This window comes from Actinopolymorpha sp. B9G3 (assembly GCF_040120725.1).
GTDB lineage: Bacteria > Actinomycetota > Actinomycetes > Propionibacteriales > Actinopolymorphaceae > Thermasporomyces.
The window spans coordinates 240,803-255,610 of sequence record NZ_JBEEAB010000009.1 but is presented as its reverse complement, the minus strand read 5'-3'; the positions used below and the strand labels follow the sequence as shown (position 1 = coordinate 255,610).

Annotated in this window: 12 protein-coding genes and 1 other RNA gene; 4 read left to right on the top strand and 9 right to left on the bottom strand. The window is 69.6% G+C overall.

Going from position 1 to position 14,808, the window contains the following annotated elements; translation table 11 throughout:
• Nucleotides 1–207: 207 nt before the first annotated feature.
• From ABNF93_RS17980 to ABNF93_RS17965, 4 genes are all read left to right on the top strand, one after another.
• The gene (locus ABNF93_RS17980) at nucleotides 208–2,094 is read left to right on the top strand and encodes an ABC transporter ATP-binding protein (protein ID WP_349329238.1); all 1,887 of its coding nucleotides are present in this window, start codon (nucleotides 208–210) and stop codon (nucleotides 2,092–2,094) included.
• Nucleotides 2,087–3,868, top strand: coding sequence for an ABC transporter ATP-binding protein (locus ABNF93_RS17975; protein ID WP_349329237.1), 1,782 nt, complete (start codon nucleotides 2,087–2,089; stop codon nucleotides 3,866–3,868). Before ABNF93_RS17980 ends, ABNF93_RS17975 begins: the two co-directional genes overlap by 8 nt.
• Before the next feature lie 222 nt (nucleotides 3,869–4,090).
• Nucleotides 4,091–4,219, top strand: coding sequence for a hypothetical protein (locus ABNF93_RS17970; protein ID WP_349329236.1), 129 nt, complete (start codon nucleotides 4,091–4,093; stop codon nucleotides 4,217–4,219).
• Nucleotides 4,220–4,232: 13 nt separating this feature from the next.
• Nucleotides 4,233–5,141: a PP2C family protein-serine/threonine phosphatase gene (locus ABNF93_RS17965; RefSeq protein WP_349329235.1), complete on the top strand. Its 909-nt coding sequence runs from the start codon at nucleotides 4,233–4,235 to the stop codon at nucleotides 5,139–5,141.
• 119 nt (nucleotides 5,142–5,260) lie between these two features.
• Here ABNF93_RS17965 and rnpB read toward each other — a convergent pair.
• The 9 genes from rnpB to ABNF93_RS17915 form a co-directional block, all read right to left on the bottom strand.
• Nucleotides 5,261–5,680: RNase P RNA component class A (gene rnpB, locus ABNF93_RS17960), an RNA gene on the bottom strand.
• 330 nt (nucleotides 5,681–6,010) lie between these two features.
• A complete protein-coding gene (locus ABNF93_RS17955; protein ID WP_349329234.1) occupies nucleotides 6,011–7,201 on the bottom strand; it encodes a bifunctional RNase H/acid phosphatase in 1,191 nt (396 codons plus the stop codon).
• A gap of 13 nt (nucleotides 7,202–7,214) precedes the next feature.
• Entirely contained in the window at nucleotides 7,215–8,036 is an 822-nt protein-coding gene (locus tag ABNF93_RS34945; protein WP_502877590.1) for a zinc ribbon domain-containing protein, read from the bottom strand.
• Entirely contained in the window at nucleotides 7,955–8,845 is an 891-nt protein-coding gene (locus ABNF93_RS17940; RefSeq protein WP_349329231.1) for a Nif3-like dinuclear metal center hexameric protein, read from the bottom strand. Before ABNF93_RS17940 ends, ABNF93_RS34945 begins: the two co-directional genes overlap by 82 nt.
• Nucleotides 8,846–9,032: 187 nt before the next feature.
• Complete coding sequence (locus tag ABNF93_RS17935; RefSeq protein ID WP_349329230.1) at nucleotides 9,033–10,241, bottom strand: alpha/beta hydrolase family protein; 1,209 nt, start codon at nucleotides 10,239–10,241, stop codon at nucleotides 9,033–9,035.
• 40 nt (nucleotides 10,242–10,281) lie between these two features.
• Nucleotides 10,282–11,547 (bottom strand): lactate racemase domain-containing protein, encoded by a 1,266-nt coding sequence (locus ABNF93_RS17930; protein ID WP_349329229.1) that lies wholly within the window; start codon nucleotides 11,545–11,547, stop codon nucleotides 10,282–10,284.
• Between the two features lie 55 nt (nucleotides 11,548–11,602).
• Nucleotides 11,603–12,451: a sugar phosphate isomerase/epimerase family protein gene (locus ABNF93_RS17925; protein ID WP_349329228.1), complete on the bottom strand. Its 849-nt coding sequence runs from the start codon at nucleotides 12,449–12,451 to the stop codon at nucleotides 11,603–11,605.
• Nucleotides 12,448–13,539, bottom strand: a complete 1,092-nt coding sequence (locus ABNF93_RS17920) for a Gfo/Idh/MocA family protein (RefSeq protein WP_349329227.1) — start codon at nucleotides 13,537–13,539, stop codon at nucleotides 12,448–12,450. Before ABNF93_RS17920 ends, ABNF93_RS17925 begins: the two co-directional genes overlap by 4 nt.
• Nucleotides 13,540–13,673: 134 nt before the next feature.
• A complete protein-coding gene (locus ABNF93_RS17915) occupies nucleotides 13,674–14,522 on the bottom strand; it encodes a sugar phosphate isomerase/epimerase family protein (protein ID WP_349329226.1) in 849 nt (282 codons plus the stop codon).
• Nucleotides 14,523–14,808: the final 286 nt, after the last annotated feature.

Below are 14,808 nucleotides of genomic sequence, written 5' to 3'. Positions count from 1 at the left end.
CGGTTCGGAGCTCGTCGAGGACGCCGCCCTCGCGCTCGTGTCCGCGACGACCTGCGTCGGGCTTGTCGACCTTTCCACACAGCGCGCCGATGACTACAGTGCGGGGCCGTACAGCTACCAATGGAGGTGTCACCGCTGTCCTGGTTCAGGGGTCTCAAGGCACTTGGCCTACTTCTCTGGCGAGCAGACCGGTCTCTCATGGTCTGGATGGCGATCCTCACCCTCGTGCTCGGCCTGCTGCCCAACGCGACCGTCCTCGCGACCGGCATGCTCGTGGGCGCACTTCCGGCGGCCGTCGACGAGGGAATCGCCTCCACCGCCGGACGCCACGCCCTGGTCGCCCTCGGTCTGGTGACGGCCGGCTTCTTCGCCAGTGGCCTCGGCCTCGCGTTCGCGCGACTGCTCTGCGAGGTCATGAACACCAGGCTCATGCAGGTGGTGTCCCACACCGCCGGAACTGCGTACCTCGCGCCGAAGAACATCGCCGAACTCGAGAGCCCCGAGGTGGCCGGAGATCTCGACGCCATCCGCGACTTCGAACGCACCGGCCTCTACGTCCAGACCGCCTGGGCGCTCCGCATCCTCGTCTCCATGCGCATCGCCGGTATCGGGGCCGCTGCCATCCTCGTCACCTTCGCCTGGTGGGCTCCCGTCGTCCTGATCGCCGGCTGGTTCGTCGCCAACCGGGGCGCGAGCCGGTGGATGGAACGCGGTTTCGCCGCCACCAGAACGGAGGGTGGTGGCCAGCTCCGACGGTCGGAGTACCTTCGCGGGCTGGCCACGGGACCCTCTGCCGCCAAGGAGGTACGCGTCTTCGGGCTGTCCGAGTGGGTCGTCGCCGAATACACGAGGACCTGGCTGGAGGCGATGTCGGCGATCTGGCGGGCACGACGTACCAACGTGCGGGGCATCGCCCTCGGTACCACCGCTGTCGTCGGTGCGTATGGCGTCGTGTTCGCGGCACTGGGCTGGCAGGCCAGCCAGGGAGACCTGAGCGTCGGCGCTCTGACGGTGTACGGCCTGGCGGCACTCGGCATGGGCGAGTTGGGATTTCTGGGTGAGCCGCAGTGGCGGGTGGGGCGGGCGGCGGCACTCGCCCGCCAACTCCTCGATCTGGAGAAGCGCCTCGGTGTCGATGACAGGGCCAGTTTCTACGACAGGGCCAGTTTCTACGACAGGGCCAGTTTCTACGACAGGGCCAGTTTCTACGACATGGCCGGTGTCGACGGGCCCGCTCCGCGGCGGGACGGCGATCCCCCACTTCGTCCGTCCACGGCAGGCGGGCCGGCTGACATCCGTCTCGAAGGGGTCCGCTTCAGCTACCGCGGCGGGAGCCGGCCGGTGCTCGCAGGTCTCGACCTCCACGTCCCCGCGGGTCAGTCCCTCGCCATTGTCGGCCTCAACGGTGCCGGCAAGACCACGCTGACCAAGCTGATCTGCGGACTGTACGCGCCAGACGCTGGACGCGTCAGCGTCGACGGCAGGGATCTGCGTACGTTCGATCCCGCCGAGCTCCGGACCCGTCTGGGTGTCATCTTCCAGAGCTTCATCCGGTACGAACTGTCGCTCCGCGAGAACGTCGGGTTCGGCAGTCTCGACCTTCTCGACAAGCCGCACGAGCTGGAGTCGGCTCTCCGCGACGCGGGTGGCCTCGACCTGCTCGCGGAGTTGCCGGCCGGATGGGACACGATTCTCGCCCGTGGCTACCCCGATGGCGTGGACCTGTCCGGTGGACAGTGGCAGAAGGTCGCGCTGGCCAGGGCGCTCGCGGCCATCCGGGGCGGAGCCGGGCTGCTGATCCTCGACGAGCCGACGGCCAATCTCGACGTACGCGCCGAGGCCGAGCTCTTCGACCGGTTCCTCGCCCTGACCCGCGACACCACGACGATCCTGGTCTCGCACCGGCTCTCCAGCGTGCGCCATGTCGACCGGATCGTGGTTCTCGACGGCGGCAGGGTTGTCGAGGACGGGAGTCACGACGAGCTCATGGCGACGGGTGAGACCTACGCGACGATGTTCACTCTGCAGGCCCAGCGCTTCGACGATGAGCCGAAGGACCGGGAAGCTGCCGTGGAGGGGACCGCACATGCGTGAGCGTTGGCGGGAGATCTCCCTGCTGGTGCGTACGGCCGTCCGTACGGATCCGTGGCGGTCGCTGGGCACGACGTTGGAACCGCTCGGCGCGTTGATGTACCCCTTGTTCGGTTGGTTTCTCGGCGTCCTCGCAGACGGCGTACTCGACCGTGACGGCGCCCAACTGGTGGCTGGCTCGATCGGTCTGCTCGTCACCATCGGACTGCGGTATGTCTCCTCCTACGTCGCGACGGGCATCCGGGTGCGGCTGTCCGAGCGGGTGGGTTTCGCGTTCGACCGCGAGATCAGCCGGCTCTCGAGCGAGCTGCCAGGGATCGAGCACCACGAACGCGGCGACTACCAGGACCGGATCGAGCTGCTACGCCAGAGCCAGGGCGTACTCGGCCAGTCGCTGAACAGCCTCGTCACCACGACGACGGCGCTGGTCGGTGCCTTGGGGACTGGCGTGGTGCTGCTGATGCTCCACCCGTTCATCCTGCTGCTGGTGCTGTTCGCGCTTCCGGCGTTCCCGATCGCGAGCCTCCAGCAGCGTTGGCATGCCGCGGCGGAGGCGGAGTCGGCCACACCTGGGCGGTTGGCCCGCCACCTGCGTGGTCTCGCCGTCGACCAGGCCGCCGCGCCGGAGCTGCGGGTGTTCGGCCTGCAGCGTGAAGTGCTGGGACGGATGAACTCAGCGTGGGCCGACGCCCGTCGTCCCATCCACCGGGCACAGGTGAAGGAGACCTTCACCGGCGGCCTCCGTTCGTTGCTCTTCGCGGTCGGGTTCGCCCTCGCGGTCGGGTTCGTGTTGTGGCAGGCCAGCCGCGGCGCGGCAAGGCCCGGTGAAGTGATCACCGCTGTGATCGTCTGCGAACGCGTGCAGAACCAGGTGCTCGGCCCGGCGTACAGCGTGGCCGGGCTCGGCCGGGTGCTCCGTGCGGCAGGCCGACTGCTGTGGCTCCAGGACTACGCGGCGAAGGTCATGGCAGGTGGCACCGGCACACTGCCCGCACCGGCGCGGCTGGACGAGGGAATCCGGTTCGAGCACGTGTCCTTCCGGTATCCCGGCACCGACACCTGGATCCTGCGGGACGTGTCGATCCACCTGCCGGCCGGCAGTGTGGTGGCACTGGTCGGCGAGAACGGTGCCGGCAAGACGACGCTGGTCAAGCTGCTCTCACGGATGTACGAACCCACCGAGGGCAGGATTCTCGTCGAGGGCCTGGACCTCGCGCGGATCGACCTCGCGCAGTGGCGGGCCAGGCTGTCCGCGGCGTTCCAGGACTTCGCCCGCTTCGAACTGCTCGCACGTCACGCTGTCGGTGTGGGTGACCTCCCGCGTTATGACGATGCCGGGGCCGTCCACGACGCCCTGGAACGCGCCGGCGCGAGCGATGTCCTCGAGCGCCTGGACAACGGAGCGGACACCCAGCTGGGCTCGAGCTGGCCCGGCGGAACCGACCTGTCGACCGGGCAGTGGCAGAAAGTTGCTCTGGGGCGGTCGTCGATGCGCTCCGAACCCCTGGTCCTGTTCCTCGACGAGCCGACGGCGAGCCTGGACGCACCGACCGAACACGCCCTGTTCGGGCGGTTCTCGGCGGCGAGCCAGGCCGGGACGGCGCACGGCGCGATCACCGTCCTCGTCTCGCACCGGTTTTCGACCGTGCGCTCGGCGGACCTGATTCTCGTCGTCGACGACGCCAGGGTCAGCGAGTGGGGCAGCCACGACGAGCTCATGAAGCGCTCCGGCCTCTACGCCGAGCTCTACACCCTGCAGGCCGACGCCTACCGCTGAGCACCGCAACCGGCCGCCGAGACCTGGAGCACGCCGGGGCCTTCCTCGCGGCCGGTGCTGACGGCATGCAGTGCCGAGGAGGTGCTCTCAACCGGGACCTATGCCGCGCTAAAGGGCGGACTCGACTACTCCGCACTCAACGCCCGCGCCGGCACACCGTAATCTGTACCGCACGTCTGGCCGGTGCAACGACGCACAGCTCGCTTCAGGCGTACTCATCAGATGAGGAAACGCTTACGCGGCGGCGATGCCGCGTGGCACGATGACCTGCACTACCGGCCAGGCGACGGGCACTTCCGGTTCCACCGCGGGCTCCGGCTGCGCCGACCCTGGCCGATGCAGGTGACGTGACTGGAGGATGCTCATGCGTTTCGCGTACTCCGCAGAGAGCGACCTCGGTCATGTGCGCGACAACAACGAAGACGCCGCCTTCGCCGCACCACACCTGCTGGTCGTCGCCGACGGCGTGGGAGGTCAGGCGGCCGGGGAAGTCGCGTCGGCCACGGTCGCGTCCGTGATGAGCACGATCTCTCTGCGGGCCATCACCTCACCGGGGGATCCGGTGGACCTGCTCGTCGTCCTCCGCCAGACGATCGAACGCGCCCTCCATACCCTCAGCGACGGCGTGGACGCGGACCAGGCACGCGCCGGCATGGCGACCACAATGACCGCGATCCTCACCGACGGTACGAGGTTCGCCCTGGCGCACGTCGGGGACTCCCGCGCGTACCTTCTGCGCGCTGGCGAGCTCACGCAGCTGACGACCGACCACACCTACGTCCAGGTCCTCCTCGACAAGGGATCGATCACCCCGGAGGAAGCAAAGGTCCATCCACACCGGTCGGTCGTCACCCGCTACGTCAACGCCACCGACCGGCACGAACCGCAGCTCACCATGCTCGATCTCCGGGAGGGCGACCGGCTGCTGCTGTGCAGTGACGGGCTCACCGACTTCATCTCCGACGAGCGCCTCGGTGCTGACCTTGGAGGGATGCCAGCCGACGGAGCCGCGGAGTCGCCCCCCACCGCCGCGACCTCGCCCGACGAGGCGGGTGGGTCACCGAAGAAGGTCGGTGGCTCACCGGACAACGCGGTGGAGCGGCTCATTTCGTCCGGTCTCGCCGCGGGTGGGCGGGACAACATCACCTGCGTGGTGGCGGACGTCGAGGCCCATGACCTCGACCTGGAGAACCGGCCGACGGCCCGGCGGATCGGAGCCCTTGCCGACCCGGAGAACGTCATCGACCTCGCGACGGCCGAACGCGCCGGATAAGAACCGCGGCTCCGCCGCGGCCTCCACTCGCCCGCCGGCACACTTCCCCGTGATCATGACGGTAGGACGCGTTCCGGGCATGCTGCGACTGCACCGGCCGTCACCACCGCGTAAGTGAGAGGACGAGCCGACCTGTAAGCCGGATTCTGTGATCGGCGGCCATCCCTCTAGGGACACCGTTGCCGGTGACCTCCAGCGGCCTACCCGCAGGCTCGGGCGGGCAGCCCTCGAACGCCTGCGCGGGCGCGGACACCGAAGCGTCCGTACCCTTCTTGGCCTTGCTCCAGGTGGGGTTTACCGAGCCGTCCGGGTCACCCCGGACGCTGGTGGTCTCTTACACCACCGTTTCACCCTTACCCGCACCCCCGGTCGAGCATCGTCGACCAGGGGCCGCTGGCGGTTTGCTTTCTGTGGCACTGTCCCGCGGGTCGCCCCGGGTGGGTGTTACCCACCACCTTGCCCTACGGAGTCCGGACTTTCCTCGGCGGGACACAGACCGCATGGGTCCCGCATCCCGACGCGACCGCCCGGCCGGCTCGTCCTCCACCAAGCGTAGCGAGCCGGGCGAGCGCCACGATTCCCGACGCCTACTGCACGGCCCCGTGGCCGATGCGGCATCCCATGCGGGGAAGCGGTCAACCGAGCCGGAAGGCCAACCATCTACTCCGCACCAAACGCGGCACGCGGTCGCCACGCCGTTCACGCCAACTCGAAATGCAGCCGACGCCGGACGACGGCCCCATCAACGAGCCGCAGGCCGACCCGGTTGCCGAGCGGGAGATCACGGCCGGCGCCCCGCGCCTCAATCGGTGGGTGCTGCAGCAGCGTCGGGTCGCCGGCGCTCGTGAAACCCGTGCGGCCGAGGGTGGTCAGCTGGGTGCCGAATCGACGACGCCGTACGAACGAAGAGAGGCCATCCCGTCGGCGTACCACCGGACCTCGCTTCGCGAACCCGGCGGCAGCTCCATCCGGAAGACGGCGCGGAGCGGGACGTTCAGGGCGAGGCAGACGAGCAGTTTGATCGGCGTCACGTGCGTCACGACGGCGATCGTCCGACCGGCGTACGAGCTCACCAGCCGCTCGAGCGCGGCCCGCACACGTAGATTCACCGAGTCGAAGGACTCCCCGCCCGGCGGCGCCACCGTTGTCGAGGCCAGCCAGTCCTCGAGCGCCGCGGGCCAGCGCGCCCGCACCTCGGAGAAGGTGAGGCCGTCCCACTCGCCGAACGCCGTCTCGGCCAGCCCGTCCTCAACGGTCGCGGAAATCCCGAGCGCGCCGGCAATGACGCCGGCGGTCTCCCGCGTGCGCCGCAGCGGTGAGGTCACCAGCGCGTCGACGCCACGACCCACGAGCGCGGCGGCGACGTCCTCGGCCTGCTGCCGCCCCCGGTCGGTCAGCGGCACGTCCTCGCCGCCGGATCCGCTGAACCGTTTGGCGAGCGAGCGGGAGGTCTCACCGTGCCGGACGAGAATCAGGGTCGTCGGCGGGCTGGAAGTCTCGCCCCATCCGGTTTCAGGCACGCTCGACCGGTCCCCCGGCGCGGGTTGCGGCACGACCGTGGGTTGCCCACCGTGGTCGGGCGGCGCGACAGCGGTGGTGGTGGCGTCGCCACCGAGCACGGTCCAGATCGGCTCGCCACCGTCGAGCACCCGGTTGAGCAGGGCGTCGGCGGCTGAGTTCCGCTCCCTCGGCACATGGGTCCACGTGACGTGGGCCGGCACCAGGCGCCGCGCCTCCATGGCGAGCTGGCGCATGTCGGCGTGCTTGATCCTCCAACGGCCCGCCATCTGCTCGATGACGAGCTTGCTGTCCATCCGTACCTCGACGCTCGCCTCCGGATCGACCTCGCGGGCGAGTTGGAGGCCGGCGATCAGGCCGCGGTACTCGGCGACGTTGTTGGTGGCCGTCCCGATCTCGTCGGCCGCCTCGGCGAGGACGGCGTGAGACGCGGGATCGCGGACCAGTGCGCCGAAGGCGGCCGGACCTGGGTTGCCGCGCGAGCCACCGTCGGCCTCGACGATGAGTGTGCGACGGCCCGTCGGTGCCGTTGGAGCAGTCATCGGACCGACTCTCTCAGGCGTTCGCGTCGAGGGTCCGGATCAGGATCCGTCCACACTCCTCGCAGCGCATGACCTGCTCGGGCGGTGCCGCCGCGATCTTCGCGAGATAGCTCGCGTCGAGCTCCATCCGGCAGCCCTCGCAGCGCCGCTGCCGCAGGGGTGCCGCGCCGACGCCGCCCCGCTGCGTACGACTCTTCTCGTACGCCGCCAGGAGCTCTGCGGTGATGCCGCCCGCCGCGTCGGCGCGTTCCTTGCGAGCCTGTTCGGCTTCGGCGTCGATCTCGGAGTACGCCTGGTCACGGGCCTGTTCGGTCTCGGCAATCGTGGTGTCGAGGGCGGAACGCCTGGCCTGCAGCTCGGCGTGCCGGGCGGTCGCGGACTCGAGACGTTCCATGATCTCGAGTTCGACGTCTTCGAGATCGGACTGGCGCTTGGTGAGGGACTCGATCTCGTGCTGGAGGCTCTCCAACTCCTTCGGCGAACCGACCTGTCCGGACTGGAGCCGCTTCTCATCGCGCGCCTTGCGGCTGCGGACCTGTTCGACATCGGCGTCGGCCTTGCGCTGCTCGCGGGCGAGGTCGCTGGCCTCGGTCTCGGCGGCGACGGTCGCGGTTTCGAGCTCCCGACGTTCGGTGTGCAGGCGTTCGACCTCGGCGGCCTGCGGGACGGTGCGCCGGCGATGTGCCAGCTGGTCGAGGCGCGAATCGAGTACCTGGACGTCGAGCAGCCGGAGCTGGACGAGAGGGTCGGCGTTCAGTGGATGTTCCCTTCCTGATCGCGGTGGCCGCCCGCGGGGACCGCACTGGGGACGTGGAGGGTCCACGGGTCTGTGCATGTCGTCGAGACGCGGGTCTCCACCGTAGTGCCCCGCTGCGCGAGTGCACGCACGAGCCGGCCGGCCGCGTCGGCCAGCCATGGCCACTCGCTGGCCCAGTGCGCGACGTCGACGAGGGCGGGCGCGCCGGGGTACTGTCCGGCCTCCGACGCCGGGTGGTGGCGCAGGTCGGCGGTGACGTAGGCATCGACACCGACCGCCCGCACGAGATCGAGGTAGGAGTCGCCCGCGCCACCGCAGACCGCCACCGTGGCAATGGTCCGGTCGAGATCGCCGGCCACACGGACGCCGTGCGCCGTCGGGGGCAGCGCGGTGGCCACGCGCTCGCGGAAGGTGTCCAGGCGTTCGGCGCGTGGGAGGGAGCCGATCCGTCCGGTGCCGAGCGCCGCTGCGTCGGGACGCGGATCGAGCGGACGCAGGTTGGTCAGCCCGAGCGCGGCGGCGAGGGCGTCCGACACGCCCGGAGCGGCGGCGTCGGCGTTGGTGTGGCACACGTGGAGCGCGATCCCCCGAGTGACCATCCGGTGTACGAGCGTGCCCTTGGGTGTCGTCGCCGCCACACCGTGGACGCCCCGGAGGAACAGCGGATGGTGTGCGACGATCAGGTCGGCCGACCATGCGATCGCCTCCTCGACCACCTCACCCACCGGGTCGACGGCGAAGAGCACCCGCGCGATCGAGGCGTCCGGATCTCCGCAGACGAGGCCCACCGCGTCCCAGTCGGCCGCCCAGCTCGGGTCGTAGAGCTCGTCGAGCACCTGCACGACCTGGCGCAGCGTCGGCGGTGCGGGTGAGCTCTCGGTCGGCACCGGGCCAGGCTAGTACGCCCCCGTGCCGCGCCCGCGAATGACCACGCTGAGCATGCCAGCGGAACCCCACCATGCATGGACGCATGGTCGTGGTTCCGCTGGCATGCTCAGCGTGGTCATTCGCGGCTCAGCGCGGTCATTCGCGGCTCAGCGTGGTCATTTGCGGCTCAGCGCGGGCGGCGGCGAGTCAGACCCGGGCGGGGAGGTGGCGGTCGGCGGCGTCGGCGAAGCGTTCCCAGTCGTACGCCGTCATGGCGTGGCCGCCGGGCCTGATGTGGTAGCCGATCCGGCTGGGCACAGGCGACGAGACCGGCGGCATCGACGTCGCGCCGATCCCCTCGACGCCGAGCAGCTGGTAGATCGGATCGGCGTAGCGAGCGCCGAGGAACTCGCCGTACGGATCGGCCCAGGTGTCGTCCTCGGCGCTCGCGACGTAGACCGGACGCGGCGCGACGAGCGCCACCAACAGGTGCTGGTCGAACGGCAGTGTCCCCTCCCGCCCTGCGTACCCCGCGAAGTTGCCGCAGAACCAGCGCGGGAACCGCGACGTGATCGCGTCGACGGTCTCTCCGACCAGCCGCCGCGACAGCGCGACGCCGCCGCAGCCGGAGTTGTTGGAGACGGCCATCGCGAAGCGCAGGTCCTGCGCGGCGGCCCACAGCGCTGCCTTGCCGAGCCGCGAGTGTCCGGCGACGATCACCCGCATGGCGTCGACGCGCGGATTGCCGACGAGGTAGTCCATCGCCCGGCTGAGCCCCCAGGCCCAGGCGCCCAACGATCCCCAGCGCTCGCCGGCCCGGCGGGCCGCGTCGGCAGCGAGGAACACCGGATGGCGCAGGATGCCGAGGCGCCCCGACCAGTGCCCGGCGTCGGCGTTGCCAGTTGCCGGTCCGTCGACGTCCGGCTCGATCTCCTCGTAGCACAGGGTCGCGACGCCGTAGCCGCGCTCGACGAGGTGCGCGAAGGGCCACGGCTCGCCCTGCCGGCCGACCTCCACCTCGTGGTTGCCGCGGAAGTTGAGCGCGAGGAACAGCGGCACCGGCCCGGCCGCGCCGTTCGGGAGGTGGACCAGCAGGTTGAGGGTGGGCTCCGCGCCGACCGGCGCGTCGCCAGGCGACCCGAACGCAAGCCGAACCTCGATCCGCGTCGACCGCCCGTCCAGTGCGGTCGCGTCCTCGGATCTCACGTGCGTACGCATGGGCAGCGTCACCTGCGGCGTCACGCCGTACATCTGGCGCGCGAACAGGCCCATCAGCTCTGGTCGGCGGCGTTCGAACCACTCCGCCGCGCTCGTCACCCGGAACCCGTCCAGGCAGACGAAGGGATCCGGTAGCCCGCCCGGCACCGACAGTTCTGCCTCGGGCACCTTCAACCACCCACCTGCGACGCGCGTCATGACGCCACCTTCATCCGGACGACCTTCATCCGGACGACCATCATCCGGACGACCTCAGCCGGAACAGGATCTCGCCGGCGTTGGGCACCACGAGGGTGTCGGGATCGCGCTCCCACTCGGCCGGATCGATGGTCGCCGGGTCGCGGTAGTCGAGCCCGAGCGCGCGGGTCCGGGCCTCGTCGAGCCCGGTCGCGAGCGTCACCCTGACCCGGCAGCGCTCACCGAGGGACGGATCGTAGGAACCATCGCCTCGCAGGTGGGTGGAGTGCGCGAGCACCGAACGCGACACGTCGGCGAACCTCTCCCACTGACCGGTGAAGTAGTCGCGGCAGTGGTAGCCGATCTTCTCGATGAGTGCACCGTGCGTGCGGCTGACCTCGTGGACGTGCGGCGCGTGGACCACGACCTCGCCGCCGTCGGCGACGATCGGCTCGACCTTGTACATCCCCTTGCTGGCGGTCCACAGTTCGTCGTAGCGCTCCGACACGAGCGACAGCACCCGCCGGACCGGCTTCTCCAGATAGCGGACGTGGGTCTGCGCCGACACCTTCGCCGACGCCGCCCACGCGTCCTCTGGCGTGCCGAACGCCAACGAGTGCAAATCCTTCGTGCCGGACGCGACGACCGCCGCGAGGCACAGCCGCTCCGAAGGGATCATCGCGGCGGCCCGGTCGATCACCGCCCGCACAGGCGTCACACCAGGCATCCCGATGATCCCGGTGTTGCCGATCAACGCGCCGAGCCAGTGGGTGAGGTCGATGATCTCCCGGCCGGCGACGCCTGGGAAGAAGTACTTGTTGCCGCCGGAGAAGCCCACCACCTCGTGCGGGAAGACCGGCCCCACGACCAGCACCACATCGTGCTCGACGACGTGCCGGTTGACGGTGACCGTCACCGGCTCCTCGAACCGCCCTTCGGCGAGCGCCGCCACCTCGCGGGCCGGCAGCTCACCGACGGAGACCAGCGCCTCGGGGATCCACCACTCGTGGTTGACGACCGTCGTACGCGGAAAGGTCTCGGCCAGCCGGCCCTCCGCGTACCCGAGGTGCGCGGCCAACTGCGCCTCGTCCATCGGTGGATGCGTTCCCAGTGCGATGAGAACGGTGAGCCGGCTCACCCGCCCGTCCACGGCGTCGTGGACCGCGCGCAGCAGCAGCGGCAGCGGGCACGACCGGGTGGAATCCGGAATCACCACGCACAGGCTCCGCCCGTCGAGCGGGACCGAACGCAAGCGCTCTTTGACGAAGTGTCGGGCCTCCTCGGCCGACACGGAGCGGCCCGGGCCTCCGATCAGCTCAGCGCTCACATGGCTCCGTCTCGTTGGTGCCGGGCTGTTCCCAGGATCGGCCACGACGGCTGGGTCAGCTTGAGATCTCCTTGAGGTACGCCAGATTGTCGCGCACCTTCTCCTCCAGCGGCACCTCGGTCGAGAAGTCCTCGACCGACACCCAGCCGTCGTAGCCGAACTCCTTCAGGTGCTGGAACAGCCGCGGCAGGTTGCCGACCCCGTGTCGCATCGGCGCCCAACCCCACGTCCAGTCGGTCTTGTCGGCGCCGTCGACCTTCGTCGCCACCGGCGCGGCGTTCTTCACGTGGACGTGCGCCAGGTGCTCGCCCAGGATCTCCAGACTCCACGGGTCGTATTCGTACCCCTCCTGGAGCATGTTGCCGATGTCGTGGATGACCCCGACGTGGGCGGGATCGAAGTCCTCGACGAAGCGCTTCGCCGCCGACGCGCTGGACGTCAGGGACTGGTGGTGGAGCTCGACCAGGGCCTTGACGCCGTACTGGGCGGACAACTCGGCGACCTTGGCGTACTCCTTGCGCCGCTGGGTGAACGCGGCGTTGTAGCCCTCGGGTCCGGGCTTGCCGACCGTGACCCGCATCTGCTTCACCCCGAGAGCGGACACGCCGCGCATGAGGCGTTCGACGTCGGCGATCTCGTCGCAGCGGGCGTACGCACCGACCGACGGCATGCCGAGCCCAGCCTTCTCGGTGATCTCTCGGATCCGCGGGACGTCCTCCTCGAACGACGACAGCGGCCAGGTGCACTTGTTGCCCGACCAGAATCCGCCGCCCGAGCCCGACGCCGGGGGCTTCTGGTCGACGACCCGCCACTCGACACCGTCCCAGCCCTGCTCGGCGAGCCTGGTGACGGCCTCCTCCGGCGTCCACTCGGGCAGGCTCGCGGTGAAGACGGCAAACTTCATGAAGTCAGCTCCTTGATCTTGACCGGGCTCTGCGTCCGTGCGGACTCGTAGATACCGCGGATGAGGGCGAGGGTGCGGATTCCCTGCTCGACAGTCACGAGCGGCCGCCGGCCCTGCTCGACCGCATCGAGGAAGTCCGCGAACTGGGTCGAGTGCGACGTCGCGGTGAGCCCGGCGACGGTCGGCTCGTCGTCGTCGGACTTCTCCGCGCCGTAGCCGTGCTCGGCAAGGACGGCCTCGGCCTGGTTGGCCCGGCCACCAGCGCCGTAGGCGTAGGCGTCGCTCTGTTCGTCGGCCGCGTGGTAGTAGGTGAGCTTGTTCTGGTCGATCACGGCCGAGCCGCGGTCGCCGTGCACCCGCACATGGGTGCTCAGGCCGGGGTAGGCGGCTGTGGTGCCGTGAACGACACCGAGTGCGCCGTTCGCGAACCGCACTGTCGCGACCGCGGTGTCCTCCACCTCGATCCGCTCGTGGGCAAGCAACCCGGCCACGGCGTAGACCTCGACGGGCTCCCCCAGGAACCAGGTGAACAGGTCGATCGTGTGGATGCCCTGGTTCATCAGGGCGCCGCCGCCGTCGAGGGCCCAGGTACCGCGCCAGTCGCCGGAGTCGTAGTAGCCCTGGCTGCGCCACCACGACATGACGGCGTTGCCCGAGGTGAGGGTGCCGAACTTCCCTGCCTCGAGGGCTTCGTGGACGATCAGGCTCGCCGGGTCGTGGCGGTGCTGGCTCACGACCATCACCGTCCGGTCCGAACGTTGCTCGGCCTCCTGGATCCGGCGGGCGGCGTCGAGGCGAATCTCGATCGGTTTCTCGACGATGACGTGCTTGCCGGCGTCGATCGCGGCGACGGCCGCGTCGGCGTGCAGGCCGCTCGGCGTCCCGATGGTCACCGCGTCGACGTCCGAGCGCGCGAGCGCCTCGTCGACGGAGGTCAACGCGTCGACCCCGAGCTCACCGGCAAGCTTCTGTGCCCGCTCGGGGACGACGTCCACGACGGCGGCGAGCTCGGCACGTGGGCCCAACGCCTGAATCGTCTGTGCGTGGGTGCGACCGATCACTCCAGCGCCGATCACCGCGAATCGCATGCAAAGCCCCTTCTGCGTCGGAGGACCCCGTCGATCAGTTGTACGGACTCAGCCGGACGGACCGAGGAGGAACGAATTCAGTTGTACGGACCCAGTTGTACGGATCCAGGTGTCCGAACCCCAGCGGTACGGACTCAGTTGTACGGGATGCCGTCGGCGGCAAGCAGACCTGTGAATGCCTTCGTCGCCTTCGCGAACAGCTCAGGACCGGAGAAGCCGCCGGACTCCCCCATGTAGGCCAGGTGCGGCTCCATCGAGAAGTACCTGTCCTGGGAGTGTCCGCCGGCGCCGAAGCTGTCGTCGCGAAGGGCACGGATGGTCTCGGGGATCTGGCCGTCGCCCTCCCCCGCCGGGACGACCCGCCCCTCGGCCCGGACGGCGTCCTTGATCTGGAGGTACTCGATGTAGGGCCGCAGGCTCGCGAACCCGTCGGTGAACGGCGCGACGTCACAGAGGACGAAGTTCGCGGGATCCCAGACCAGCTGCAGCTTGTCCGACCCGACCGACTCCACGAGGTCGAGGCAGCGGGACGGGATGTCGCCGTAGATCTTGCGTTCGTTCTCGTGGGCGAGGATCACGTCGTGGCCCTCGGCCCGGGCCGCGAGCGCGGACATCCGGCGAAGCACCTCGTCGCGGTGCTTGCCCGGGTCGTCGCCGTCCGGCATCCAGAACGAGAAGATCCGGATGTACGGTGCGGAGAACTCATCAGCCACCCACAGCGCCCGGTCGAATCGCGCGAGGTGCTCGTCGAAGTCGTCGTGGATGCCGACCTTGCCGATGGGCGATCCGACCGCCGACATCGAAATGCCGTGCTGGGACATGAGCTTCTTCAGCTCGGCAATCTGGTCGTCGGAGAGGTCGAGGACGTTGACGCCCCATGCGCTGCGGAACTCGACGTACCTGATCCCCAGCTCGTTCAAGGTCCGGAACTGGGTGGTCGGGTCAGGGTCGATCTCGTCGGCGAATCCGGAGAGGGTCCACATCGTTGGCGTTCGGCTCCTCGTATGCAGGTCGATGGTCAGGCGGTGTGCGGTGGAAATGATCACGAATGCGTGATCATTCCCCACGATGCGCGGCCAAGTCGCCGTGCATCGTCGGGACATGCCGTGCAAGTCGGCGCGGCCATCCCCCCGGGCAGGAGGCACACCGGCGGTTATGGCAACTATGGCAACCGGTTGCCAAAGGTTGTCAAGGGGGGCAAGACTATGCCGTCCGACAACGGCTCCCGCGCACCGGGAGCTGACGGCGCCTGGGAGGAACCTGGGAGGT